Annotated in this window: 24 protein-coding genes; 16 read left to right on the top strand and 8 right to left on the bottom strand. The window is 73.8% G+C overall.

Annotated features, from left to right (window positions below; all coding sequences use genetic code 11):
- Nucleotides 1-28 precede the first annotated feature (28 nt).
- Both CNX65_RS32140 and CNX65_RS32135 read right to left on the bottom strand, forming a co-directional pair.
- Nucleotides 29-334 carry a thioredoxin family protein gene (locus CNX65_RS32140; protein WP_096497088.1) on the bottom strand — a complete coding sequence of 102 codons (306 nt, stop codon included), beginning with the start codon at nt 332-334 and terminating at the stop codon, nt 29-31.
- Nucleotides 322-705 (bottom strand): MerR family transcriptional regulator, encoded by a 384-nt coding sequence (locus tag CNX65_RS32135; protein WP_096498105.1) that lies wholly within the window; start codon nt 703-705, stop codon nt 322-324. Before CNX65_RS32135 ends, CNX65_RS32140 begins: the two co-directional genes overlap by 13 nt.
- A gap of 68 nt (nt 706-773) precedes the next feature.
- Here CNX65_RS32135 and tsaB point away from each other — a divergent pair, with 68 nt between their 5' ends.
- From tsaB to groL, 6 genes are all read left to right on the top strand, one after another.
- Nucleotides 774-1,472 (top strand): tRNA (adenosine(37)-N6)-threonylcarbamoyltransferase complex dimerization subunit type 1 TsaB, encoded by a 699-nt coding sequence (tsaB, locus tag CNX65_RS32130; protein WP_096497087.1) that lies wholly within the window; start codon nt 774-776, stop codon nt 1,470-1,472.
- Nucleotides 1,473-1,483: 11 nt separating this feature from the next.
- The gene (gene rimI, locus CNX65_RS32125) at nt 1,484-1,927 is read left to right on the top strand and encodes a ribosomal protein S18-alanine N-acetyltransferase (protein WP_096498104.1); all 444 of its coding nucleotides are present in this window, start codon (nt 1,484-1,486) and stop codon (nt 1,925-1,927) included.
- Nucleotides 1,920-2,972: a tRNA (adenosine(37)-N6)-threonylcarbamoyltransferase complex transferase subunit TsaD gene (gene tsaD, locus CNX65_RS32120; RefSeq protein WP_096497086.1), complete on the top strand. Its 1,053-nt coding sequence runs from the start codon at nt 1,920-1,922 to the stop codon at nt 2,970-2,972. The genes rimI and tsaD overlap by 8 nt, the downstream gene beginning before the upstream one ends.
- Before the next feature lie 162 nt (nt 2,973-3,134).
- On the top strand, nt 3,135-3,932 hold the full coding sequence (locus CNX65_RS32115) for a hypothetical protein (protein WP_096497085.1): 798 nt from the start codon (nt 3,135-3,137) through the stop codon (nt 3,930-3,932).
- 291 nt (nt 3,933-4,223) lie between these two features.
- Nucleotides 4,224-4,517, top strand: coding sequence for a co-chaperone GroES (gene groES, locus CNX65_RS32110; RefSeq protein WP_015805227.1), 294 nt, complete (start codon nt 4,224-4,226; stop codon nt 4,515-4,517).
- A gap of 84 nt (nt 4,518-4,601) precedes the next feature.
- Nucleotides 4,602-6,227, top strand: coding sequence for a chaperonin GroEL (gene groL, locus CNX65_RS32105; RefSeq protein ID WP_096497084.1), 1,626 nt, complete (start codon nt 4,602-4,604; stop codon nt 6,225-6,227).
- Between the two features lie 265 nt (nt 6,228-6,492).
- On the opposite strand, the gene CNX65_RS32100 is transcribed toward groL, so the two are convergent.
- Nucleotides 6,493-6,789 (bottom strand): WhiB family transcriptional regulator, encoded by a 297-nt coding sequence (locus CNX65_RS32100; protein WP_041838582.1) that lies wholly within the window; start codon nt 6,787-6,789, stop codon nt 6,493-6,495.
- A gap of 269 nt (nt 6,790-7,058) precedes the next feature.
- Between CNX65_RS32100 and CNX65_RS32095 the strand changes: the two genes are divergently transcribed.
- The 5 genes from CNX65_RS32095 (at nt 7,059) to CNX65_RS32075 (ending at nt 13,188) form a co-directional block, all read left to right on the top strand.
- Nucleotides 7,059-7,988 carry a MerR family transcriptional regulator gene (locus CNX65_RS32095; RefSeq protein ID WP_096497083.1) on the top strand — a complete coding sequence of 310 codons (930 nt, stop codon included), beginning with the start codon at nt 7,059-7,061 and terminating at the stop codon, nt 7,986-7,988.
- 229 nt (nt 7,989-8,217) lie between these two features.
- Nucleotides 8,218-9,642 (top strand): hypothetical protein, encoded by a 1,425-nt coding sequence (locus CNX65_RS32090; protein ID WP_157767929.1) that lies wholly within the window; start codon nt 8,218-8,220, stop codon nt 9,640-9,642.
- Nucleotides 9,643-9,722: 80 nt separating this feature from the next.
- Nucleotides 9,723-10,319 (top strand): response regulator transcription factor, encoded by a 597-nt coding sequence (locus CNX65_RS32085; protein WP_015805222.1) that lies wholly within the window; start codon nt 9,723-9,725, stop codon nt 10,317-10,319.
- Between the two features lie 1,375 nt (nt 10,320-11,694).
- Entirely contained in the window at nt 11,695-12,267 is a 573-nt protein-coding gene (locus tag CNX65_RS32080) for a sigma-70 family RNA polymerase sigma factor (protein ID WP_015805221.1), read from the top strand.
- Entirely contained in the window at nt 12,268-13,188 is a 921-nt protein-coding gene (locus CNX65_RS32075; RefSeq protein WP_096497081.1) for an anti-sigma-D factor RsdA, read from the top strand.
- A 141-nt stretch (nt 13,189-13,329) separates the two neighbouring features.
- On the opposite strand, the gene CNX65_RS32070 is transcribed toward CNX65_RS32075, so the two are convergent.
- The gene (locus CNX65_RS32070) at nt 13,330-13,725 is read right to left on the bottom strand and encodes a DUF5319 domain-containing protein (protein ID WP_015805219.1); all 396 of its coding nucleotides are present in this window, start codon (nt 13,723-13,725) and stop codon (nt 13,330-13,332) included.
- A gap of 123 nt (nt 13,726-13,848) precedes the next feature.
- Here CNX65_RS32070 and guaB point away from each other — a divergent pair, with 123 nt between their 5' ends.
- The 4 genes from guaB (at nt 13,849) to CNX65_RS32050 (ending at nt 18,764) form a co-directional block, all read left to right on the top strand.
- The gene (gene guaB / locus CNX65_RS32065; RefSeq protein ID WP_096497080.1) at nt 13,849-15,360 is read left to right on the top strand and encodes an IMP dehydrogenase; all 1,512 of its coding nucleotides are present in this window, start codon (nt 13,849-13,851) and stop codon (nt 15,358-15,360) included.
- A gap of 31 nt (nt 15,361-15,391) precedes the next feature.
- Complete coding sequence (locus CNX65_RS32060) at nt 15,392-16,525, top strand: GuaB3 family IMP dehydrogenase-related protein (protein ID WP_096497079.1); 1,134 nt, start codon at nt 15,392-15,394, stop codon at nt 16,523-16,525.
- Nucleotides 16,526-16,691: 166 nt separating this feature from the next.
- Nucleotides 16,692-16,898, top strand: coding sequence for a hypothetical protein (locus tag CNX65_RS32055; protein WP_096497078.1), 207 nt, complete (start codon nt 16,692-16,694; stop codon nt 16,896-16,898).
- A 168-nt stretch (nt 16,899-17,066) separates the two neighbouring features.
- A complete protein-coding gene (locus CNX65_RS32050) occupies nt 17,067-18,764 on the top strand; it encodes an FAD-dependent oxidoreductase (RefSeq protein WP_096497077.1) in 1,698 nt (565 codons plus the stop codon).
- Nucleotides 18,765-19,150: 386 nt separating this feature from the next.
- Here the strand turns inward: CNX65_RS32050 and CNX65_RS32045 are convergent, their stop codons facing one another.
- Nucleotides 19,151-20,596, bottom strand: coding sequence for an aldehyde dehydrogenase family protein (locus tag CNX65_RS32045; RefSeq protein ID WP_096497076.1), 1,446 nt, complete (start codon nt 20,594-20,596; stop codon nt 19,151-19,153).
- 34 nt (nt 20,597-20,630) lie between these two features.
- Complete coding sequence (locus tag CNX65_RS32040) at nt 20,631-21,347, bottom strand: phosphotransferase (RefSeq protein ID WP_198320576.1); 717 nt, start codon at nt 21,345-21,347, stop codon at nt 20,631-20,633.
- Nucleotides 21,348-21,446: 99 nt separating this feature from the next.
- On the opposite strand from CNX65_RS32040, the gene guaA reads away from it, so the two are divergent.
- Nucleotides 21,447-23,006, top strand: a complete 1,560-nt coding sequence (gene guaA / locus CNX65_RS32035) for a glutamine-hydrolyzing GMP synthase (protein WP_096497074.1) — start codon at nt 21,447-21,449, stop codon at nt 23,004-23,006.
- A 120-nt stretch (nt 23,007-23,126) separates the two neighbouring features.
- Here the strand turns inward: guaA and CNX65_RS32030 are convergent, their stop codons facing one another.
- Together CNX65_RS32030 and CNX65_RS32025 are read right to left on the bottom strand one after the other, a co-directional pair.
- The gene (locus CNX65_RS32030; RefSeq protein ID WP_096497073.1) at nt 23,127-23,330 is read right to left on the bottom strand and encodes a hypothetical protein; all 204 of its coding nucleotides are present in this window, start codon (nt 23,328-23,330) and stop codon (nt 23,127-23,129) included.
- Nucleotides 23,323-24,588, bottom strand: coding sequence for a PspC domain-containing protein (locus tag CNX65_RS32025; protein ID WP_232520087.1), 1,266 nt, complete (start codon nt 24,586-24,588; stop codon nt 23,323-23,325). The genes CNX65_RS32030 and CNX65_RS32025 overlap by 8 nt, the downstream gene beginning before the upstream one ends.
- Nucleotides 24,589-24,590: the final 2 nt, after the last annotated feature.

Below are 24,590 nucleotides of genomic sequence, written 5' to 3'. Positions count from 1 at the left end.
GCTACACCGTGCCGCCGCCCGCCCCCGGTCACAAGTGCGGTTCGAGCCACGTCACCAACCGCGACTTCGGCCTCGCGCCGATCGACTGCGCCACCAGCTCCCCGTCCCGGTACAGGTTCAGCGTCGGCGCCGACATGATCCGCGCGTCCCGCGCCACCGCGGGGCTCGCGTCCACGTCGACCCGGCTCACCACCAGCCCCGGCAGCTCCCGGTCCAGCTCCTCCAGCACCGGCTCCACCACCCGGCACGGCGGGCACCACCTCGCCCCGAACTCCACCAGGTGCAGCCCCTCGGCGATGCCCGCCCCGAACGTCCCGTCGGTCAGCTCCCGCACGACTTCCCCTTCCGCCTGGCCTCGGCCTCCGCCGAGGCGAGCTGTTCGCGCACCCGCTCCCTGGCCACCTCGAGACCCGCGATGCACTCCTCGATCTCGGCGAGCTTGCGTCGGTACACCGCCACCGACGCCGGGCACGACCCGCCGCTCGCGTTGCCGTCGCGCAGGCACTCCACGAACGGCCGGGTGTCCTCCAGCGCGAACCCGATGCCGGTCAGCGACCTGATCTCGGTGACCAGCCGCAGGTCCGACTCCTCGTACTCGCGCCTGCCGTTCGGACCGCGCCGGTCCGGCAGCAGCCCCAGTGACTCGTAGTAGCGCAGCGCCCGCGTCGTCGTGCCGCAGCGCCTGGCCAGTTCCCCGATGCGCACCACGGCATCATCGGTGTTGACGTGGACGTCAAGTCCAGCCCCGGCGCGCGCACCCGTACAGTGACCCGGTGCTAGTGCTCGCCTTGGACACCGCCACGCCCGCAGTGACCGCAGGGGTCGTGGAGCTCGAAGCCGGTTCGCCGCCGAGGACCCTGGCCCAGCGGGTCACGGTCGACGCCAAGGCGCACGGCGAGCTCCTCACGCCGCACCTGACCGACGCGCTCGCGGACGCGGGCCGCTCGCTCGCCGACGTGGACGCGATCGTGGTCGGCGCGGGCCCCGGCCCGTTCACCGGGCTGCGCGTCGGCCTGGTCACCGCCGCCGCGCTCGGCCACGCCCTCGACCGCCCCGTGCACCCGGTCGCCACCACCGACGCGCTGGCGCACGACGCCCTGGTCTCCGGCGCGGCGGCAGGCGCGCCGCTGCTGGTCGCCACGGACGCCCGCCGCCGCGAGGTCTACTGGGCCGCCTACGACGCGGACGGCCGCCGCACCCAGGGCCCGGACGTCGAGCGCCCCGCCGAGCTGGCGGGGAAGCTGCCCGGACTCGGCCTTGCCGGGGCCGTCGGCGAGGGCGCCGCGCTCTACGCCGAGGTGCTCGGCCTGCCCGTGCGGGCGGGCCACGACCACCCGTCCCCGGCGGGCCTGGTCGCCGCCGCGGCCGACGCGCTGCTCTCCGGTGCCGAACCGGCCCCGCTCACCCCCCTCTACCTGCGCCGACCCGACGCCGTCGAGCCCACCGGCCGCAAGCGGGTGACCCGCCCGTGAACACCGGCACGGTGGTGCTGTCGCCGCTGCGCCACGAGGACGTCCCGCGCTGCGTCGAGATCGAGCACCGGCTGTTCCCCGGCGACGACCCGTGGAGCGAGGGCTCGTTCCTGAGCGAGCTGGACGCGGGCAACCTCTACCTCGGCGCCTACGCGGACGGCGAGCTGGTCGGCTACGCGGGGCTGGGCCTGACCGACTTCGAGAGCAGCGTCCACACGATCGCCGTCGAGACCGCCTGGCAGGGCAGGGGCATCGGCAAGGCCCTGCTCCGCGCGCTCCTGGAGCGGGCCGACCGGGACGGCCTCCCGGTGTTCCTGGAGGTCCGCACCGACAACGAGAGCGCCATCGGCCTCTACCTGGCGCACGGCTTCGAGCGCCTCGGCCTGCGCCGCCGCTACTACCAGCCCTCCGGGGCCGACGCGTACACCATGGGAAGGCCCGCGAACCGTGACTGACCGGCTCATCCTCGGCATCGAGAGCAGCTGCGACGAGACCGGCGCGGGCATCGTCCGCCTCGGCGCCGATGGCGGCGTGGAGCTGCTGGCCGACGAGGTCGCCTCCAGCGTCGAGCAGCACGCCCGGTTCGGCGGCGTCGTCCCCGAGGTCGCGTCCAGGGCGCACCTGGAGGCCATGGTCCCGTCGATGCGGCGGGCGCTGGCCAAGGCCGACGTCGACCTCGCGCAGATCGACGCCATCGCCGTCACCGCGGGGCCCGGCCTCGCGGGCGCGCTGCTGGTCGGCGTCTCCGCCGCCAAGGCGTACGCCGCCGCGCTGAACAAGCCCCTCTACGGCGTCAACCACCTGGCGGGCCACGTCGCCGCCGACACCCTCCAGCACGGGCCGCTGCCCGAGCGCTGCCTGGCGCTGCTGGTGTCCGGCGGGCACTCCCAGCTGCTGCTCGTGGAGGGCCTGGCGTCGAGCATCACCGAGATCGGGTCCACGGTGGACGACGCGGCGGGCGAGGCCTACGACAAGGTCGCCCGGCTGCTCGACCTGCCCTACCCCGGCGGCCCGCCCATCGACAAGCTCGCCAAGCAGGGCGACGGGTGCGCCATCGCCTTCCCCAGGGGGCTGACCGGGCCGCGCGACGCCAAGTACGACTTCTCCTTCTCCGGCCTGAAGACCTCCGTCGCCCGCTGGGTCGAGCGCCGGGAGGCCGCGGGCGAGGAGGTGCCGCTGGCCGACGTCGCCGCGTCGTTCCAGGAGGCGGTGGCCGACGTGCTGACCGCCAAGGCGATCCGGGCGTGCCGGGACCTCGACGTGGACACGCTGGTGATCTCCGGCGGGGTCGCGGCGAACTCGCGGTTGTCCGGGCTCGCCGCCGAGCGGTGCGCGGACGCGGGCATCACCCTGCGGGTGCCCAGCCCCCGGCTGTGCACCGACAACGGCGCGATGATCGCCGCGATCGGCGCGCACCTCGTGGCGGCGGGCGCGAAGCCCTCGGGCCTGTCGCTGTCGACCAACCCCGGCCTGCCGGTCGAGGTGGTCCAGGTCCGCTGACGCCGGGCCCGCCGACGCGGGCCCGGCGGGTTCACCCGGCGGTGTGGTGCGTTCGACCCACACCGCTGGGCGCGATCCCTCCCTAGCATTCGGCGCAACCGGTTGCGCGCCCCCTGACCAGGGGTGATGGCCGCGATCGGCGCGACGTTGCCACGGGGAGAGATGTCCGCTTCACCGCACCTGCAGAAGTACTTCGCCCAGCGGATGCGAAGGTCCACCACGTCCCTGCTGCTGTGGGCGGTGCTCGTCAGCGGCATCGTGCTCCTCGGCGGCTCCGCGCTGGGCACCCTGACCGCCGAGCACACCGAGGTCACCGCGACCGCCGTCGCCGAGACCACCACCTCCCAGACCTCAGGCGGGCGCCGCAGCCGCACCGTCGAGCAGGTCCCGGCGCTGCGGGTGGAGTTCGAGCACGCGGGGGAGCGGCGCGAGGACGTCGTCGTCGCGGGTGACCGGGTCGTCGGCGACCGGTTCCCGGTGTTCGTGGACGGGGAGACCGGCGAGGTCCGGCTCGCGGCCCCGACCGTGGCCACCGCGACCTGGGTGCTCCTCGCGGTGCTCACCCTGGTCGCCGGGCTGTGGGCCTGGATCAGCTTCGGCGGGGTGCTCCGCACCGCCCGGCTGCGCGCCTTCGACCCCGAGGCGGCGACCGAGCGGTTCGCGCTCGCGGTCAACCGGATCACCCCGGTCAAGCTGGGGAAGTCGGAGTTCCTGCACGTCACCGGCGTGGTCGGGGCCAGTTCCGCCACAGCGCCCGAGCACGGCGCCGGCCAGGTGGTGCGGCTGGCCGCGCTGGTCGACGTGCTGCCGCCCGCCGACCGCATCCCCGCGCAGCTCGACGTCCGGCTGGTCCCCGACAACGGCGTGGTGACGATGGCGCTCGTGCGCGGTCCCGGCGAGGACGGCTGGTGGGCGGCCTCGGTCGTGCCGGAGGAGACCGCCCAGTCCCGGCGGGCCTGAGGCCGGCCCGCCCTTCGGGAACCCGGACCGCCCCACCCGCGTTACCGCTGCGTCCGGCCCGGCGCCTCGGCGCTCCGCGCTCGCCGTCTACCTGGGATTCCGGGCAGGATGGGACCGGCCACCTGATCGGGCGACACGTGCGGGCCGGGGGGTCGTTGAACCGTTGGCACTCGAATGGGTAGAGTGCTAGCCGTACGGCGCCGGCAACCGCCCCGACCCCCGCGACGGCGGGGTGGCAGGAGCCGTAAACGCAACCTGCCAACGCTTTCGACGACCGTGGAGGTCAGCCCGGTGAGCGTGAACATCAAGCCGCTCGAGGACAAGATCGTCGTCCAGGCCAGCGAGGCCGAGACCACGACGGCTTCCGGCCTCGTGATCCCGGACACCGCGAAGGAGAAGCCCCAGGAGGGCAAGGTCCTCGCGGTCGGCCCCGGCCGGATCGACGACAAGGGCAACCGCATCCCCGTGGACGTGGCTGTCGGCGACGTCGTCCTGTACTCGAAGTACGGCGGCACCGAGGTCAAGTACAACGGCGAGGAGTACCTGATCCTCTCCTCCCGCGACGTGCTGGCCGTCATCAACTGACGTCCGTCCGCACCGTCCACGCAAGGCGCCCCGGCGACCCCTTCCGGGGCCACCGGGGCGTTTCGCACTGAGAGAGGCTAGGCAATGCCCAAGCAGATCAGCTTCGACGAGGACGCTCGTCGGGCGCTCGAGCGCGGCGTGAACAAGCTGGCGGACACGGTCAAGGTCACCCTTGGCCCGCGCGGTCGCCACGTCGTGCTGGACAAGAAGTTCGGTGGCCCCACGGTCACCAACGACGGCGTCACCATCGCTCGCGAGATCGAGCTGGACGACCCGTTCGAGAACCTGGGCGCGCAGCTCGCCAAGAGCGTCGCGACCAAGACCAACGACATCGCGGGCGACGGCACCACGACCGCGACCGTGCTGGCGCAGGCGATGGTCCGCGTCGGCATGCGGAACGTGGCGGCGGGCGCCAACCCGACCGCGCTCGGCAAGGGCATCCAGGCCGCCGCCGACGCCGTCGTGGACGCGCTCAAGGCCAAGGCCACCCCGGTCAAGGGCCGCGACAACATCGCCCAGGTCGGCACCGTGTCCTCCCGCGACGAGTCGATCGGCTCGCTGCTCGGCGAGGCCATCGAGAAGGTCGGCGAGGACGGCGTCATCACCGTCGAGGAGTCCTCGACGATGGCGACCGAGCTGCACATCACCGAGGGCGTCCAGTTCGACAAGGGCTACGTGTCGGCGCACTTCGCCACCGACCTCGAGGCCCAGGAGACGGTGTTCGAGGACGCCCGCATCCTGCTGCACCGCGAGAAGATCTCGGCGCTGGCCGACCTGCTCCCGCTGCTGGAGAAGGTCGCCGAGGCGGGCAAGCCGCTCGTCATCATCGCCGAGGACGTCGAGGGCGAGGCGCTGTCCACCCTGGTGGTCAACGCCCTGCGCAAGACGCTGCGCGTGGTCGCGGTCAAGGCGCCGTTCTTCGGCGACCGCCGCAAGGCGTTCCTGGACGACCTCGCGGTCGTCACCGGCGGCCAGGTCATCGCCGCCGAGGTGGGCCTGAAGCTGTCCGAGGCCGGTCTCGACGTGCTGGGCTCCGCCCGCCGCGTCGTGGTCTCCAAGGACAACACCACGATCGTGGACGGCGCGGGCACCAAGGCGGACGTGGCCGGTCGCGCGGAGCAGCTGCGCCGCGAGATCGAGGCCAGCGACTCCGACTGGGACCGCGAGAAGCTGCAGGAGCGGCTGGCCAAGCTGTCCGGCGGCATCGCCGTGATCAAGGTCGGCGCGGCCACCGAGACCGAGCTCAAGGAGCGCAAGCACCGCATCGAGGACGCGGTCGCCGCCACCAAGGCCGCGGTCGAGGAGGGCATCGTCCCCGGCGGCGGTTCGGCGCTGATCCACGCGTCGAAGGTGCTCGACGGCGGGCTCGGCCTGACCGGCGACGAGGCCACCGGTGTCGCCCTGGTCCGCGAGGCCCTGGGCGCCCCGCTGTTCTGGATCGCCGCGAACGGCGGCCAGGAGGGCGCGGTCGCGGTCAACAAGGTCCGCGAGGCCGACTGGGGCTTCGGCCTCAACGCCGCCACGCTGTCCTACGGCGACCTGCTCGAGGCGGGCATCATCGACCCGGTGAAGGTGACCCGCTCCGCGGTCACCAACGCCGCCTCGATCGCCCGCATGGTGCTCACCACGGAGAGCGCCGTCGTGGAGAAGAAGGAAGAGGAGCCCGCCGCGGCCGGTGGCCACGGCCACGGGCACGGCCACGGGCACTGATCTCCGGGGTCACCGGCTCGGTCCCCACGACCGGTCGGGTGGCCCGCCCAGCTCGACGCCGAACCGGCGGGCGCCCCACGGGGAGCCCGCCGGTTCCGCTTCTCCGGGGCGAGGCGTTCGCTGGGCGCGACGTCCGCCGTCCCCGGCTCGCCCCGTCCTGCCCGGCCGGTGCTTCCGCCGGTGGTGGCCCGCTCCGGCGCGTTCCGCCCCCGGACGCGCGAAAGGGGCGGCACCTGGTGGTGTCGCCCCTTTCCCGCACGGGTCATCAGGTGAGGGTGAGCCTGCGCTTCCTCGCTTTGATGATCCCGTCCCTCTCGGATTCCGAGAGGCCGCCCCAGATGCCGTACGGCTCCTGCACGGCAAGGGCGTGCCTGCGGCACATCTCCAGGACGGGGCAGGACAGGCAGACGGCCTTCGCCCGTGCCTCCCGTCTGGCTCGTGCCGGTCCGCGTTCCCCGTCGGGGTGGAAGAAGAACGCGCTGTCCATCCCGCGGCAGGAGCCGCGCATCTGCCAGTCCCACAGATCGGCGTTGGGACCGGGGAGCCTTCGGGTGTCCGCCATCGAGACCGCCTCCTTGGCCACGGACGGGAACTGCTCCATTTGGCGTAACAGTGATCCACCGTAGAACCGCGCCAATGGTTGTTCAAGACCGTCCGGGCTTGTGGGACCGCAATTCAGCCAATGGGTGATCACCGGGTTTGAACTCCGGATTTGCTCGTAACGGCTGGTGAACCGACGATTACGGGGTGAACCCGCTCACCCGCTCGACGTCCCCGCCGACCGGTGGCGCGCGGGAAGAAGCCGTTGCAGGTCAAGGTGATCCCGCGCAGGTGGTGACCCTGTCGGTGGCCGCCGCGGCCCGCAGGCTCGGGGTCGCCCCGGCGACGCTGCGCACCTGGGACCGGCGGTACGGCCTGGGACCCAGTGATCACACGACAGGGCGACACCGGAAGTACGCGCCGCTGGACGTGGCCCGGTTGGAGCTGATGCAGCGGGCGCTGCTGCGCGGGGCCACCTCGGCGGAGGCCGCCAAGTACGCGCTGAGCACCCCGGTGCCCGCCCCGGACGTCCAGCAGGCGCCGCTCGCGATCGGCGAGCTGGACGCGGGCGGGCCGTCGCCCGCCGGGGTGCGCGGCCTGCGGATGCCGGGGGCGGGCAGGCCCGCGCGGGGCCTGGGGCGGGCGGCGCTGGCGATGGACTCGGTGGCCGCGCAGACCATCCTGGCGGACGCGATCGACGCGGACGGGGTGGTCGCGACCTGGGGCGAGGTGGTCCTGCCGGTGCTGACGGCGATCGCCGCGAAGTGGGAGCACTCGGGGGCCGGGGTCGAGGTGTCGCACCTGCTGGAGGAGTGCGTGGCGGCGGCGATGACCAGGGCGACCCCGCTGGTGGCGGACCCGCGCAACCACCGGCCGGTGCTGCTGGCGTGCGTGCCGGACGAGCGCCACAGCCTGCCGCTGCGCCCGCTGGCGGCGGAGCTGGCCAGGCGCGGGCTGGGCGTGATGCAGCTGGGCGCGTCCCTGCCCGCGGCGGCGCTGGCGTCGGCCATCCGCAGGACCGCGCCGTCCGCGGTGGTCCTGTGGGCGCACCTGCCGCGCTACGCCGATCCGGGAGTGGTCGCGGCGCTGCCGAGGACGAGGCAGCAGGTCAGGGTCTTCGCGGGTGGGCCGGGGTGGCAGCGGGGCGTGGTGCCCGCGCCCGCGGAGCGCATCGACGACCTGCCGGTGGCGGTGGCGGCGATCGAGCGCGCGGTCTGCTGACCGGGCGGTGGGCTCGGTCAGGCGGTGGACTCGGTCAGGCGGTGGACCTGCGGGCTGCCCGATCGCACAGTTTCCTGCCCGGTTCCCGCCCGATTGACCGCTCACGTGCGCCCGATGGGGCGTGTGCGGCCCTAGTGTCGTCCGTTTGGCCCGGTTGCGGCCCGCCCGCGTGCGGCGGACGGATCACGCGGTTCGACCAGCGGGGCCCGGAGCCCCGGAAGATGGCTGGGTGACACCCGCCCACCCGGTCCGCCCAGCCCCCATCGCCGCGCCCGTCCGCGCACCCGCCCGTCCGCGGGCCGTGGACCCGGAGCTGCGCGACGCCGCTTTCGGCGCCCGCCCGGACGTCGAGGTGTGGCGCGCCCTGCGCGGTTCCCCGGCGGACGCCTGGCTGGCCGCGGTGGTCCTGGGCGCCCAGGGCCACTACGCCGCCGCGTCCGCCGCCCTCACCTCCCTGGTCCACCGCCCGCGACCCGACCTCTTCACCTCACTGGCCGCCAGCGCCCTCGCCTCCCACCACCGCCAGCTCGGCGACCACCGCACCGCCCGCCGCTTCGACTCCCTGGCCCTGTCCACCGCCCCCGCCCCGGCGCTCTTCGCGCACGACCCCGACGGCATCGACCCCCTCGGCGCCAGGGCGGACGCCCTCCTCGGCCTGGCCGCCGACGCCATCGGCGCGGGCAACCTCACCGAGGCCCGCCGCCTGCACGCCGCCGCACTCCAACTCCCCGACCGCCCGGAGAACCCACCCGCCACTTCGGCCACCGCAGTCCCCGCCGCCACGGCCACCGCCGGCCGGGGCACTGTCGCCAGGGCCGCCGCTGGCCAGGGCCCTGCCGGTCGGGTCCCTGCTGGTTCGACAGCTGCTGAGCCGGTCCCCGCAGGCCGGGTCCCCACCGGCTTGGCGGCTGTTGAGCCGGCCTCCACCGGCCCGGCCCCCGCCTGCTCAACCGCCACCGGTCCGGCCCGCACCGGTGGGGCCGCCGCGGTCCACGCCGCCCCGGCCGCCGCTGTTCCCCCCGCCGCCGCTCGCGCCGCTCGCGCCGCCACGCCCGCCGGGCCCTCGGCCGCCGCTGTTCCCCCCGCCGCCCACGCCGTCCTGCCCGGCGGGCCTTCGGCCACCGCTGCCCCGGCCGCCCCGCCCGTCGAACCCCCGCCCGCCGCCCACTCCTGGCGCACCCTCGTGCGCCACCACTGGATCGCCGCCGAGATCGCCCTGGCCTCCGGCGCCCCCGCCGACGCCGTTCCGCACGGGGAAGCCGCGCTCGCGCTCGCCCGAGCGCGTGGCGGGACGCGACACATCCTCAAGTCCCGCCTGGTCCTGGGCACCGCTCTGGTGGTGTGGGCGACCCCCGAAAGCGTCCACCGGGGCACTGAACTCCTGGTCTGTGACCTAAATCACACTGCCCGGCTTCTCTTGTTCTCGTTGTCCTGGCCGACGGCTCTTGTCCTCGCCACGAACTCCCCAGTCCGCACTACTGCGGAGCGCCACGACGACCTCGATCGGGCCGCCAACGCTCTGAGCTGCGTGTTGCTGCGTTCCACGCCCGCGAGCCGTCGCGCGGCCGAGGCGTCTCCCTGGATGCCGACGGCGCTGCTCCGTTCCGGGGAACCCCCGAACGCAGACCCTGAGACGAAGTTCTTGACGGATTAAGCACCGGATCGTGTCAAGGTTCCCGGCTTAGCGTCCGATAGGGGATATGGAACGTCACTCGGCTGCAGGAAGGAGTCCCCGTGACCACGGTCCTTATTTGCGACGACCGGCGCAGTGTGCGGGAGGGTCTCACCCGCGTGATGTCGGCTGTCCCAGGGGTTAGCCGCATCGACTGCGTAGCGCACGGTGACGAGTTGTTGGCACGCTTCTCCCGTCAGCCGGTGGACGTCGTCCTGGTTGGCACGCAGCGCGCCGTCCCCACCGGGGTGGAAGCGACCCGGCGACTCGTCTCGGCCAATCCGCAGGCAAACGTCATAGTCTTCGGCGCACCCGACGACGCGGGCAGCATCGCCGCCGCGATCGCGGGTGGGGCTCGTGGCTACCTCCGCTGGGACGCCTCGCGCCCCGAGCTGGTGGCCGCGCTCGCCCACACGCTCGCGAGCACCTCGGTGCCCGCACCGCGCCAGCCCTCCGATCCGGGGGTCCAGCTCACCGAGCGGGAGCTCCAGGTGCTGCGCGGCATGAGCCAGGGCAAGAGCAACGGCCAGATCGGCCGCGAGCTCTACCTGTCCGAGGACACGGTGAAGACGCACGCCCGCAGGTTGTTCCGCAAGCTCGGGGTCCGGGACCGCGCTCAGGCCGTCGCGCACGGCTTCCGCCGCGGTCTCGTGTCCTAGGGGCGACGCGGAGGAGCAAGACCGCCAGGCGGGTGGCTCCGCCCTGGCCGCAGGTGCCGACCCGGCGACGGGCGCACCGCGGCCGGAGCAGGGTCACCCGCACCGCTGAACCGGCGCCGCGCACCGCGGCGACCAGACCACGCGCCACCCGGCGCCGCACCCGCAGCCCTCCGGTCACCCGACCGCTCGGCGACGCGGGGCGCACTGCCGCGCGCACCAGCGCGGCCGGTGCGCGGCGGTCACCCGGAAGCGCGATCACCCGGCAGCACGTTCGTCGTGGCGCCCGCTCCACCGGGCGCCACGACGCACCCCGCCTCTCGGCCGCCACCGGACTACCCGGTCGTGCGGCCCGGCACACCTGAGAACGACCGGTGGGACCTGAACCCCGTCGCTCGTTCCGGTGATGCCACCCGTTCCGGGTTCCCTCGGTCCGGGAACCGCGATCCGGTGAACCGGCTCGCGGCCCCGACCAGCGGCCCCGGAGCACCGGCGGGGTGACCGCCAGGCACCGGGGACGTCGACCGCTGAAGCCCGCGCGCAGCCGGGGCGGAGGCGGCAGGCGTCCCGGACCGCCGGGCAACCGCGCCGTCGGGGGATCGCGCCACCGGGCGACAGCGCCACCGGACCACCGGGTGGAGGGCAACCGGGACCGGCACGACCGGAACCGGCCCCGCCCACCCCGGACCACCCGGCTCGGGCGCCTCACCTCGACGACGGGGTGGGGCGGCCGAGACTTGGGCGACCCACTTCAGCGATGGGGTGGGGCGGCTGGGACTCGGACAGCTCACCTCAGCGATGGGGTGGGAACGGCCGGGATCTGGGCGGCCCATCTCGGTGACGGGGTCGGGCGGCTGGGCCTCGGGCGACTCACCCCGGCCATGGGGTGGGGTGGCCGAGCTCTGGGCGACCTGCCCCGGCGATGGGGTGGGGCGGTCGGGCCTCGGACGGCTCACCCCAGCGATGGGGTGGGAACGGCCGGGGTCCGGGCGGCCCGTCTCGGTGACGGGGTGGGGCGACCGGGCCTCCGGTGACCCGCCTCGGCGACGAGGTCCGGGTGTCCGGGAGCTCTGGCGACCGGGTCCGGGGACGTGCCGCCGGGTCCGCGTGGCCTGGTTCGGGTGACCCGCGCTCGGGAGACCGGGCCCGGTCCGCCCGGCGGCTCCACCCGGTCCGCCGGGGAGCCCCACCAGGGGCTTCCGGGCCCCGTCGGGGCGCCCGGCGCGGTTCAGCGGGAGCAGGCCACTGTTCGTACCCCTGTTGTCGACCATTCGGACGTCGGAGCGGTACGGTAGGGCCTCACCGGTACGGGCGACGCGTGCGTCCGTGCTGTTCGTTGTCGGTACGCCTACTCGTAACACCAGGGCTGTTGTCTGCGATGACCAACTTGGGGGACGGACTGGACGCCGAAGTGGGCGCAGCCGTCGATGGCGACCGCCACGCGATCGAGCGACTGCTGGCGTCGATCCGGCCCCTCGTGGTGCGGTACTGCCGCGCCCGTGTCGGCAGGCAGGAGAGGTCGTTCGCCTCGGCGGACGACGTGGCCCAGGAGGTGTGTCTCGCCGTGCTGACGGCGTTGCCCAGCTATCGGGACCAGGGACGGCCTTTCCTCGCTTTCGTCTACGGGATCGCCGCCCACAAGGTGGCCGACGCGCACCGGTCGGCCGCCAGGAACCGGTCCGAACCGGTCCCCGAGGTCCCCGACGCCCCGGAGACGGAGGCGGGCCCCGAGCAGCGGGCCATGCAGGGCGAGCTGTCGGGGCGGATGGCGCAACTGCTGAAGATCCTGCCGGAGAAGCAGCGGGAGATCCTGCTGCTTCGCGTGGTGGTCGGCCTGTCGGCCGAGGAGACCGCGACCGCGGTCGGTTCCACGCCGGGCGCGGTACGGGTGGCGCAGCACCGCGCCCTCGCACGCCTCCGCAAAGCACTCGCTGCGGAGGAGGTGGTCTGAGTGGCCGACCAGCACGAGAAGGGCAACGGAGAAGTCGTGCGCGGACAGGACGAGAGAACCCCGCTCACCCCTGACGATCCGGTGGTCGAACCGGGCGACGACCTGGCAGGCATCCGAGCCGACGACGCGCTCCTCGACGCGCTCGGCGGGCGGGACGGCGATCGGCCGGACTCGCTCGTCGACGACGAGTTGAACGCGCTGCTCATGGCCTGGCGGGACGAGGTCGACAGCAGTCCGGTGGGTGAGCTCGTGGACACCGACACAGCCGTGGCGACGATCGCCGCCGCGCGACCCTCCCCGCCGAGCAGGCACCGCTTCCTGATCCCGCTGGCCAGCGCCGCGGCGATCGTGGCGATCGCCTTCACCGGGGTCAGCCTGGTCGCCCGCGACGCGCTCCCCGGCGACTCCCTCTGGGGCCTGACCAGGGTCCTGTACTCCGATCACGCGAAGTCCGTCGAGGCCGCCGTGACCGTGAAGTCCGACCTGGACACCGCCCGCGCCGCGCTGCGCCTGGGCAACCTGGTCGACGCCCGCGCCGCGCTCGCCAACGCGGGCGCGCACCTGCCGTCCATCCTGGCGTCCGACGGCAAGGAGGAGCTGGTCCAGACCCACTCCTCGCTCATGGACCGCCTCACCAGCACGGGCCCCGCGCCGTCGTCCTCGTCGGCCGTCGTGCCGCCGAACCCCGGCACGACCGCGCAGGCGCCGACGTCCACCCCGGACCCGCTGCCGACCACGCAGCCCGTGACGTCCAGCACACCCAGCCCGCCGCCGTCGTCCAGCACGACGACCGAGCCGCCCAGCCCGTCCGGCGAGACGCAGCCCGCCCCGCCGCCCGCGAGCGACCCGAACGGCGGCAACGCGACCTCCAGCGAGCGCAACGGGGAGCAGTCGCCCGCCAAGGAGCAGGCGACCCCGTAGCCCTCCCCGGACCGCCCCGCGGCCGGAACCACCGGAGCCCGCCTCCCCCTCGGGGAAGCGGGCTCCGGGCGTTCTCGGGGACGTCCGCGCGGCACGTGGCGCGCGCGGGTCGGCAGGCCCGCCGCGCCGGCCGGGCCGGGGTCAGCGGGCGCTCTCCGACGCGGTCGCCCCGTCGGCGTACCCGCGGCAGTACTCCCAGCTCACGTAGTCCGCCGGGTCCGGGTCGTAGGCGGGCTCGTGCGGGCGCATCCGGCCGTCCGCCAGCAGCTGCTCCAGGCTCGACCGCAGCAGCGCCCAGTCGTGGTAGTGCGGCTCGTCGCACTCGCCGCAGTCGACCACGATGCCGCGCACCCCCTTGGGTTCGAGCAGCGCCTGGTAGACCGCGAGGTCGCTCAGGTCGCCCACCAGCTCGGCGCGCTCGGCGTCGTCCATCGGCGGGTGGTCGTGCTCCTCGGCCGGGTCGCCCAGGGACCGCGCCGGGTCCTCCGGGTCTCCCGCGAACGGGTCTGGTGGCAAAGCGTCGTGCGGCACGACCACGCACGGTACCGGGCCGACCGCCCCACCGGTCCGGATACCATGGGTCGAACCCGTCGCCGCCTGCGGAAAACCCACTCCTCGGGCGGCGGGACTCAGCGCACGACGGAAGGCAAGCCAGCAGCCATGACCAGCGAGCTGAACGCTGACGGTGTCCCGAGCAAGTTCGCCATGCTGGGACTGACCTTCGACGACGTACTGCTGCTGCCCGCCCAGTCGGAGATCGTGCCGAGCGGGGTCGACACCAGCACCCGTCTGTCGAGGAACATCGTCCTTCGCGTGCCACTGGCCTCCGCGGCCATGGACACCGTCACCGAGGGCCGCATGGCCATCGCGATGGCCCGGCAGGGCGGCATCGGCGTGCTGCACCGCAACCTCTCCGTCGAGGAGCAGGCCCGGCAGGTCGAGACCGTGAAGCGCTCCGAGGCGGGCATGGTCAGCGACCCGGTGACCTGCTCCCCCGGCGACACGATCAAGCACGTCGACGACCTGTGCGCCCGCTACCGCATCTCCGGCGTCCCGGTCACGGACGAGGCGGGCAAGCTCGTCGGCATCATCACCAACCGGGACATCCGGTTCGAGGTCGACTACAGCCGCAAGGTCGCCGAGGTCATGACCAAGGGCCCGCTGATCACCGCCCAGGTGGGCGTGTCGGCCGAGGCCGCGCTGGGCCTGCTGCGCCGCCACAAGATCGAGAAGCTGCCGATCGTCGACGGCGACAACAAGCTGCGCGGGCTCATCACGGTCAAGGACTTCGTCAAGACCGAGCAGTACCCGAACGCCTCCAAGGACCCCGACGGCAGGCTGCTGTGCGCCGCCGCCGTGGGCGTCGGCGAGGACAGCTTCACCCGCGCGATGGCCCTGGCCGACGCGGGCGTCGATGCGATCATGGTCGACACCGCGCACGGCCACCAGCGCAACGTGCTGGAGATGGTCGCGCGGATCAAGAAGGAGGTCGGCGAGGCGGTCGACATCGTCGGCGGCAACGTCGCCACCCGCGCGGGCGCGCAGGCGCTGGTCGACGCGGGCGCGGACGGCGTGAAGGTCGGCGTCGGCCCCGGCTCCATCTGCACCACCCGCGTCGTCGCGGGCGTGGGCGTGCCGCAGATCACCGCCATCTACGAGGCGTCGCTGGCGTGCCGCCCGGCGGGCGTCCCGGTCATCGGCGACGGCGGCATCCAGTACTCCGGCGACATCGCCAAGGCCATCGCGGCGGGCGCCAGCGCGGTCATGCTCGGCAGCCTGCTCGCGGGCACCGCCGAGTCGCCCGGCGAGCTCGTGCTGGTCAACGGCAAGCAGTTCAAGACCTACCGGGGCATGGGCTCGCTGGCCGCGCTGCGCGGTCGCGGCGAGGGCAAGTCCTACTCGAAGGACCGGTACTTCCAGGACGACGTGCTGTCCGAGGACAAGCTCGTCCCCGAGGGCATCGAGGGCCGGACCCCCTTCCGGGGCCCGCTGTCGCAGGTGGTGCACCAGCTCGCGGGCGGTCTGCGGGCGGCGATGGGCTACACCGGCTCCCAGTCGATCCCGCAGCTGCAGGACGCGCAGCTGGTGCGGATCACGGCGGCCGGGCTCAAGGAGAGCCACCCGCACGACATCACCATGACCGTCGAAGCCCCGAACTACACCACCCGCTGACCAGGCGGATCTCGCGGAGAAGAGGACAACAGTGCGCGATCTGGTCGAGATCGGCATGGGCAGGACCGCCCGGCGGGCCTACGAGCTGGACGACATCGAGATCATCCCGTCCCGGCGGACCAGGTCCTCCAAGGACGTCTCGACGGCGTGGCAGATCGACGCCTACCGGTTCGAGATCCCCCTGATCACCCACCCCACCGACGCCATCGTGTCGCCCGGCACGGCTGTCGCGGTCGGGGAGCTGGGCGGTCTGGGCGTGCTCAACGCCGAGGGCCTGTGGGCCCGGCACGCCGACGTGGACGAGGCGCTGTTCCGCCTGGTCCAGTCGGTGGAGGACACCGACGACCCGGCCGCGCCGGTGAAGGTGCTCCAGGAGCTGCACGCCGCCCCGGTGCGGATGGACCTGGTCGCCCAGGCGATCAAGCAGGTGCGCGACTCCGGCGTCACGGTCGCGGTCCGGGTCAGCCCGCAGCACGCGGCCGAGTTCACCCCGGACCTGCTGGCCGCGGGCGTGGAGATCCTGGTCGTGCAGGGCACGATCATCTCCGCCGAGCACGTGTCGCGCGATGGTGAGCCGCTGAACCTGAAGTCGTTCATCGCGGACCTGGACATCCCGGTCATCGCGGGCGGCGTCGGCGACTACCGGACCGCGATGCACCTCATGCGCACCGGCGCGGCGGGCGTCATCGTCGGGTACGGGTACACGCCGGGCGTCACCACCAGCGACTCGGTGCTGGGCATCGGCGTGCCGATGGCGACCGCCATCGCCGACGCCGCCGCGGCTCGGCGGGACTACCTGGACGAGACCGGTGGCCGGTACGTGCACGTCATCGCCGACGGCGGGGTGCTGACCAGCGGCGACGTGGCCAAGTCGATCGCCTGCGGCGCGGACGCGGTCATGCTGGGCGAGCCCCTCGCGGGCGCCGCCGAGGCTCCGGGGCAGGGGCTGTACTGGACGGCGGCCTCCGCGCACCCGTCGGTGCCGCGCAGCCACGTGTCGACCGGGGTCGACCAGGTGGTGGACCTGCGGAGCCTGCTGTTCGGGCCGTCGGTCGACCCGCGCGGCGTGACGAACCTGTTCGGGGCGCTGCGCCGGGCGATGGCGAAGACCGGGTACTCGGACCTCAAGGAGTTCCAGAAGGTCGGGCTGACCATCCGGGGGTAGTTCCCGGCTGGTTCCGCCTGCTTGTTGCGCCGAGCCCCGCTCGGGTCCCGTGAGGGGCTCGGCGGGGCTCTTCGCGTTCGGTGGGAGGCGCTGACCCGTGCGGGTGAGGCTCGGGTCGCCCCCTAACCGGAAGTGGATCACCCCGAGATCCGTAGGCTTGTGCCCCGTGATCGATGACCTCTTCTCCGGAACGGCCGATGACCAGCGGGAATCCGAGCCCGCGCGCAGACCGCCGTTCGCCCGCAGGCGTCACGTCCTGGTCGTCCTCGCCGCGGTCCTGGTGCTCGTCGTGCTGCTGGTCGTCGTCGGGTCCTTCCTGGTGGGGGACCTGAGCGGGTACAGCGCCACCACCCTGCGCTTCTGGACCGACTAGACCGCTCGCGGGAGCGGGCGGGAGCGGGCGGGAGCGGGCAAGAGAGGGCGGGAGCGGGCAAGAGCGAGAGCGGTGGGTGAGAGCGGCGGCCCCGTGGCCCGAAGTCGCGGGGTCCGCTGAACCGGTTGAGCACTGGGCGTTACCCGGAGTCGCACGTACTGTCGGCCCATGGCGGAACCCGGTGGGGGCGTCGACCACGACGTCGTGGTGGTGGGGTCGGGGTTCGGCGGCAGCGTCGCGGCGCTGCGGCTGACCGAGAAGGGGTACCGGGTCGCGGTCGTCGAGGCCGGGCGGAGGTTCGCCGACGACGAGTTCGCCGAGACCTCGTGGGATTTGAGGCGGTACCTGTGGGCGCCCGCGCTGGGGTGTTATGGAATCCAGCGGGTGCACGTCCTGCGGGACGTGGTGGTGCTGGCGGGAGCCGGGGTCGGCGGTGGGTCGCTGGTGTACGCGAACACGCTGTACCGGCCGCCCAGCGCGTTCTTCCTGGACCGGCAGTGGGCGCACATCACCGACTGGGAGTCGGAGCTCGCCCCGCACTACGACCAGGCCGGCCGGGTGCTGGGGGTGGTGACCAACCCCGACCGCACGCCGAGCGACGTGGTGCTGGAGCGGGTCGCCGAGCGGATGGGGGTCGGGGGCAGCTACCGGCCGACGCCGGTGGGGGTGCACTTCGGGCAGCCGGGGGAGGTCGTCGACGACCCGTACTTCGGCGGGGTGGGACCTTCGCGGGCCGGGTGCACGCGGTGCGGGGCCTGCATGACCGGGTGCCGGGTGGGGGCCAAGAACACGCTGGTCAAGAACTACTTGCACCTGGCGGAGTCGGCGGGTGCGCGGGTGCTGCCGATGAGCACGGCGACCGAGGTCCGGCCGCGGGGGGACGGGACCTGGGCGGTGCGGATCAGGCGCACGGGCGGGCCGCAGTCGGCGGAGCGGGTGCTGACCGCGCGGCAGGTGGTGCTCGCGGCGGGGACCTGGGGGACCCAGCGGCTGCTGCACCGGATGCGGGACGAGGGGGTCCTGCCGGGGTTGTCGCCGAGGCTGGGGGAGCTGACCAGGACGAACTCGGAGGCGATCACGGGGGCCGGAAGGTTCCGGGTCGACCCGGAACGGGACTTCAGCACCGGGGTGGCGATCACGTCCTCGATGCACCCGGACGCGGACACGCACGTGGAAGCGGTGCGGTTCGGGCGGGGGAGCAACCTGATGGGGCTGTTGCAGACCCTGGCGACCGACGGGGCGAGTGCGACGCCCCGGTTCGCGCAGTTCCTGGCCGCGGTGGCGCGCGACCCGGTGCGGGCGGCGAGGTTGCTGTCCGTGCGGAGGTGGAGCGAGCGGACGGTGATCCTGCTGGTCATGCAGAGCCTGGACAACTCGTTGACCACGTTCGGGAAGCGCGGGTTCCTCGGGCGGTGGAAGCTCGGGAGCAGGCAGGGGCACGGCGCGCCCAACCCGTCGTACATCGCGGCCGGGGCGCGGGCCAGCGAGCTGGCCGCCGAGGAGATCGGCGGGATCGCGGGCGGGTCGATCGGGGAGCTGGTCGACGTGCCGATGACGGCGCACTTCCTGGGCGGGTGCGCGATCGGGGAGGACTGGGGGAGTGGGGTGGTGGACCCGTATCTGCGGGTGCACGGGTATCCGGGGTTGTCGGTGGTGGACGGGGCCGCGGTGTCGGCGAACCTCGGGGTCAACCCGTCGTTGACGATCGCGGCTCAGGCGGAGCGGGCGTTCTCGCTGTGGCCGAACGCGGGGGAGAGGGATACCCGGCCTGCGCAGGGGGAGCGGTATCGGAGGGTGCGGGCGGTGCGGCCCAAGGCGCCGGTGGTGCCGGAGGGGGCGGTGGGGGCGTTGAGGGCGTTGCGGTGAAGGGCAAGATCAAGAGCTGAAGAGCCACAAGCACGCCTCGCCGGCGGGGCAGACCTCCAAAAAAGAGGGGACAGGGCTCTGCCGGCCGGTGACCGTTGGTCCTGTGGTCCCGTTTACCACTGCGGTGGTCCGGGTCCCTCTTTCCCGTGTGGCCTCCTTTCAGGCAAGCACGCTCGTCAAGACGCCGTTTGACACCCCGGTCTGCCGCAGAGTGCGGCGGCATCTTGACGAGCGTGCTCGGGCTTCGCCAGGCCAAACGGGAAAGAGGGACGCGGGTGGCTCTGCTGCGGGCTCGCTGCGCTCGCCCCGCAGCCCGCGACGCGGTTGGGGAGTTGTCCGCGGTGCGGTTGGTGCGGGCTGGGGGCGGGCGGCTTGGGGTCTGCTGGTTAGAGGGCGATGCCGGTCAGGACTACGGTGCGCTCCTCGGTGAAGTCCTCCATCGCCGAGCGGACGCCCTCGCGGCCGGTGCCTGAGCCCTTCACGCCGCCGTACGGCATCTGGTCCGCGCGGTACGACGGGACGTCGCCGACGATCAGGCCGCCTACCTCCAGTTCTGCCGCCGCCTCGAAGGCCACGGTCACGTCGCGGGTGAAGATGCCCGCTTGGAGGCCGTAGTCGGTGTCGTTGACCTGGGTGAAGGCGTCTTCCACGCTGTCCGCCACGGAGACCGCCAGGACTGGGCCGAAGGCCTCCTCGCGCCACAGCTTGGCGTCGCGCGGGGCGTTCAGGACCACGGTCGGCTCCAGGGACGAGCCGATGCGCTCGCCGCCGGTGAGCAGTTCGGCGCCCGCGTCCACGGCCTCCTGGACCCAGGACTCGACGCGCTTCGCGTTGTCCTCGTCCACCAGGGGGCCCACCTCGACCGCGGGGTCGTGCGGGTCGCCGGTGATCAGGTCGCGGACGGCCTCCACGAGCAGGGGGACGAACTCGTCGGCGGCGTCGCGGTGCACGATCACGCGCTGGACCGCGATGCAGGACTGGCCTGCCTGGTAGTTGCCGAACGTGGCGATCCGCTGGGCGGCGCCTGCCAGGTCCGGCCAGTCCGGCAGGATCACGGCCGCGCTGTTGCTGCCCAGCTCCATCACCACGTGCTTGCGCGGCGCGGCCTCGGTGATGTCCCAGCCGACGCCGGTGGAGCCGGTGAACGAGATCACGGGCAGGCGCTCGTCGGTGATCAGGGTCTTCATGTCGCGGCCCCGGACGGGGAGCACGGAGAACGCGCCCTCGGGGAAGCCCGCGTCGGCCAGGACCTCGCCGAGCAGCAGGGCGGACATGGGGGTGGCCGAGGCGGGCTTGACCACCACGGGGGCGCCGACCGCCAGGGCGGGGGCGACCTTGTGGGCGACCAGGTTCAGCGGGAAGTTGAACGGGGACACCGCCAGCACCGGGCCGCGCGGGGCCCTGCGGACCAGCGCCATGCGGCCCTCGCCGCCCGCGTCGGTGTCCAGGCGCTGCAAGGCGCCGGAGAAGCGGCGGGCCTCCTCGGCGGCGAACCGGAAGACGTTGACCGCGCGGGTCACCTCGACCTCGGCCCACTTGAGCGGCTTGCCGTTCTCGGCGGTGATGGTCTCGGAGATCTCCTCCGCGCGCTCGGCCAGGCCGCGCGAGACCCGCAGCAGCGCCTCGGCCCGCACGTGTGCGGGGGTGCGGCGGAAGTCCTTGGCGACGGAGGCGGCTGCGGCGACGGCGCGCTCGACCTGCTCCGGGCCGGGCACGGCGACCGTGGCCACCTCGGTGCCGTCGAAGGGGTGGAGGACCGCCAGCGTCTCTGCGCCCTGCTCTGGGCGGCCTGCGATCCAGCAGGGGCGCGGCTCCGGGGTGAACGCTTCCATGGCACCACCGTAGGCCCGCGCGGGCCCCCGAGCGCTAACGATCTTGAAAGTGCCGCCGCACGTAGCCCGAGTGGCCCAGGTAGAGGTGGTCGTGGCCCTCGGCGCGCTGCTTCCCGAACTCGGGCAGTTCGCGGATCATCCGGACCATGTCGGACAGGCGCTCCAGCACCAGGTCGGCCAGGCCCGTGGCGGGAATCCCGTACGACTCGAACAGCAGCAGGGCGCGTCGCCACTGCTCGTCCGGCTCGCCCCACTCGGGTGACAGCGGGGCCAGGGTGTAGGCGGTGTAGGCGAGGTCCCAGGCGCGCGGGCCCGGCCTGGCCCAGTCGAAGTCGATCACCCCGACCGGGGCGCCGTCCCGGAACACCACGTTGTACGGCGCGAGGTCGCCGTGGCACACCACCTCGGCCGGTTCCAGGGCGGGGCGTCGCCAGCCTGGCTCGGCGACCAGGCCGGTCGACGCGTCGTGCAGCCGCCGCACCAGGCGCGCCACCGCGACCAGCACGTCGTCCCCGCGCAGGTGCTCGGGGACCGGCGGGTGCGCGACCTCGCCCTCCAGGTAGGACAGCACCTCGCGACCGCGCTCGTCGAACCCCAGGGGCACGGGCGAGATGCCTTGCGGCGCGAGGCGTTCCAGCAGGCGGTGCACGGTCGGCGTCCACGGCCCCGCGGTCCGGCGCACGGTCGCCCCGACCCGCGACACGGCCGTCATCCCGCCTCCGGTGAGCGGCTCCTCCTCCACGTCTGACATCCTTCACCTGCGCGAACCCGAGGGCGAAGCGGTTTTCCCCGGTGGGTTCCCCATCCCGAAGCAGACCGAGCCCGACCAGTCGCAGGAGGTCTTGGCCCAGTGGCCGACAGCAGCAACCGCCCCGTCCTGGTGGTGGACTTCGGCGCGCAGTACGCGCAGTTGATCGCACGCCGGGTCCGCGAGGCCCAGGTGTACTCGGAGGTCGTCCCGCACACCACCCCGGTGGCCGAGCTGCTGGCGAAGGACCCCGCGGCCATCGTGCTGTCCGGCGGCCCGTCCAGCGTGTACGAGCCCGGCGCGCCCCAGGTGGACCCCGCCCTGTTCGACGCGGGCGTCCCGGTGTTCGGCATCTGCTACGGCTTCCAGGCGATGGCGGGGGCCCTCGGCGGCACCGTCGAGCACACCGGGACCCGCGAGTACGGCCGCACCGAGCTGGTCCTGCCCCCGACGAGCGGCGTCCTGCACGACGACCTGCCCGGCGCCCACCCGGTGTGGATGAGCCACGGCGACTGCGTCACCGGCGCCCCCGAGGGCTTCACGGTGACCGCGTCCAGCGACGGCGCCCCCGTGGCGGCCTTCGAGGACCGCGAGCGGCGCTTCGCGGGCGTCCAGTACCACCCGGAGGTCGGGCACTCCCCGCACGGCCAGGAGGTGCTCCGCCGGTTCCTGCACGAGATCGCGGGCATCCGGCCGCAGTGGACCACCGCGTCCATCGTGGAGGAGCAGGTCGAGCGCATCCGCGCCCAGGTCGGCGAGGGCCGCGCGATCTGCGGCCTGTCCGGCGGCGTGGACTCGGCGGTGGCCGCGGCGCTCGTGCAGCGCGCCATCGGCGACCGGCTGACCTGCGTGTTCGTCGACCACGGCCTGCTGCGCGCAGGCGAGCGCACCCAGGTGGAGCGCGACTTCGTGGCCTCCACCGGGGTCAACCTGGTCACCGTCGACGCGCGGCAGCGGTTCCTCGACGCGCTCGCGGGCGTGACCGACCCCGAGGAGAAGCGCAAGATCATCGGCCGGGAGTTCATCCGGGTCTTCGAGCAGGCCGAGCGCGACCTCAAGGCCGAGGGCGACTACGGCTTCCTCGTCCAGGGCACGCTCTACCCGGACGTGGTCGAGTCGGGAGGCGGCGCGGGCGCGGCGAACATCAAGAGCCACCACAACGTCGGCGGCCTCCCGGACGACCTGCAGTTCGAGCTGGTCGAGCCGCTGCGCGCGCTGTTCAAGGACGAGGTGCGCAAGGTCGGGACCGAGCTGGGCCTGCCGGAGACGATCGTGCAGCGCCAGCCGTTCCCCGGCCCCGGCCTGGGCATCCGCATCATCGGCGAGGTCACCGCAGAGCGGCTCGACATCCTGCGCAAGGCCGACGCCATCGCCCGCGAGGAGCTGACGGCGGCCGGTCTGGACCGGACGATCTGGCAGTGCCCGGTCGTGCTGCTGGCCGACGTGCGCAGCGTCGGCGTCCAGGGCGACGGCCGCACCTACGGTCACCCGATCGTGCTGCGGCCGGTGTCCAGCGAGGACGCCATGACCGCCGACTGGACCCGCCTGCCCTACGAGGTGCTGGAGCGGGTGTCCACCCGCATCACCAACGAGGTGGCCGAGGTCAACCGGGTCGTGCTCGACGTGACGAGCAAGCCGCCGGGCACCATCGAGTGGGAGTGAGGCGACTCCCCTCCCCCGGAGCAGCGAAGAGGGGCCGTCCGAACCGGACGGCCCCTCTTCGCTTCCCCGTGCGCCCAGCCGCGTCCCCCGACCCGGCCGAGCCCCTCCGACCCCCCCGGTCTACTGGCGCCTCCGGACCGAGCCGCCCAGCAGCCCCAGGCCGATCACCAGCGCGCCGCCCGCGAGCAGCCAGCGCAGGTCCAGGCCCGACAGCGCCGAGTCGTCCGCCAGCATGTAGGCGGAGGCGATCAGGGCGGTGAGGCCGAAGACCAGGCTCACCACGTCGATCCCCGGCCTGCGCTCGCGCACCTCGTGCTCACCCACGGGTCACCGCCACCTCTCCCAAGCTCGTCCGCAGGTCCAGCTCCACCCTGAGGCCACCGGGCCCGTCCGGGCCGTTCTCGTCCACGGTGACCGTCTGCTGCCTGCCCTGCCGCTCCTGGTCCAGGCACGTCACGACGCCCACGTTGGTGTGGCAGGTCGCCACCACGTCCGCGTTCCTGGGCACCTTCACCCTGATGGTGCCCGCCCCCAGCCGCACGGTCGTGCGCGCCGTCTCGCCCTCGGGCAGGCCCACCAGGTCCAGGGTCACCTCGCCCGCGCCGAACTCGTAGCTCGGCTCCAGCTCGCCCGCCGACACCGGCGCCGCCGTGATCGACCCGGCCGGGCCGTCGAAGTCGCGGAAGTCCTGGAAGCCCGCGGCCGACGCGAGCACGCCCACCGCGCTCAGCGGCACCGCCAGCCACATCAGCCCCTTGCCGCCGCCCCCGGTCACCGCGCCGACGAGCATCCCCAGCCCCAGCACGCCCACCAGCAGGCCCAGCACGTGCGGCGGGGTGAACCACGGGTCGTGCTCGGCCGCCACGATCGACCCGGCCAGCACCACCATCATCGCGCCGAACGTCAGCGGCCCCACCCGCGAACGCCTGCGCCCGCGCGGGACCGCCGCCTCGGGCCGCTCCGCCACGGCGGTCGCCCGCCCCGCCCCCGGCTCCGGCAGGTCCCACGCGAAAGGAGCCGCCCCCAGCGGGTCCCACGCGGGCGGCCTGACCGGTTCCGCCGTTCCCCGCTCGTCCACACCCACCTCCTGGTCACTGCCCGCCGCTCGCGCGGCCCCCAAGTCCCTGCGAACCGGCGCCGTCGGCACCGGGCGGTTCTCCGCGCCCCGTGAGCTGTGCAGCAGGTAGACCGAGCCCAGCGCCAGCGCCAGGCCCGACACCAGCGCGAAGCCGCCGTTGAACAGCAGCCCCGACGTGGGCAGCACCGCCAGCCCCAGCAGCACCGTCACCGGGGTCGGCGTCGAGCTGCGGCCCCGGCCGACCAGCGCCTCCAGCGGCGACACCTCGTCGCCCACCTGCGCCAGCAGCAGCCACCCGGCCAGGTAGACCAGCACTCCCGCGCCGTCGCACAGCGCCAGCGCCACGAGGGCGACCCGGACGATCACCGGGTCCAGCCGGTACCGCTCCGCGATGCCCGCGGCGACCCCGGCGACCTTCCGCCCGCCCTGGGGCCGCCTGGGCCTGCTGGCCCAGAAGTCCTTCAGCGTCTCCTCGACACCCGCCGCGCCCACGTTCCCGCTCACGA

The sequence above is a fragment of the Actinosynnema pretiosum genome (genome assembly GCF_002354875.1).
Taxonomy (GTDB): domain Bacteria; phylum Actinomycetota; class Actinomycetes; order Mycobacteriales; family Pseudonocardiaceae; genus Actinosynnema; species Actinosynnema auranticum.
Note: the sequence above shows the minus strand (reverse complement) of the source record. Positions and strands in the feature narration are given on the sequence as shown.

What these genes read in the sequence shown, in the direction of transcription:
- CNX65_RS32115 (WP_096497085.1), top strand. Translation starts at nt 3,135, where the DNA reads ATGTCCGCTTCACCGCACCTGCAGAAGTACTTCGCCCAGCGGATGCGA.
- groL (WP_096497084.1), top strand. Translation starts at nt 4,602, where the DNA reads ATGCCCAAGCAGATCAGCTTCGACGAGGACGCTCGTCGGGCGCTCGAG.
- CNX65_RS32100 (WP_041838582.1), bottom strand. Translation starts at nt 6,789, where the DNA reads ATGGCGGACACCCGAAGGCTCCCCGGTCCCAACGCCGATCTGTGGGAC.
- CNX65_RS32080 (WP_015805221.1), top strand. Translation starts at nt 11,695, where the DNA reads ATGACCAACTTGGGGGACGGACTGGACGCCGAAGTGGGCGCAGCCGTC.
- guaB (WP_096497080.1), top strand. Translation starts at nt 13,849, where the DNA reads ATGACCAGCGAGCTGAACGCTGACGGTGTCCCGAGCAAGTTCGCCATG.
- CNX65_RS32050 (WP_096497077.1), top strand. Translation starts at nt 17,067, where the DNA reads ATGGCGGAACCCGGTGGGGGCGTCGACCACGACGTCGTGGTGGTGGGG.
- CNX65_RS32045 (WP_096497076.1), bottom strand. Translation starts at nt 20,596, where the DNA reads ATGGAAGCGTTCACCCCGGAGCCGCGCCCCTGCTGGATCGCAGGCCGC.
- CNX65_RS32040 (WP_198320576.1), bottom strand. Translation starts at nt 21,347, where the DNA reads ATGTCAGACGTGGAGGAGGAGCCGCTCACCGGAGGCGGGATGACGGCC.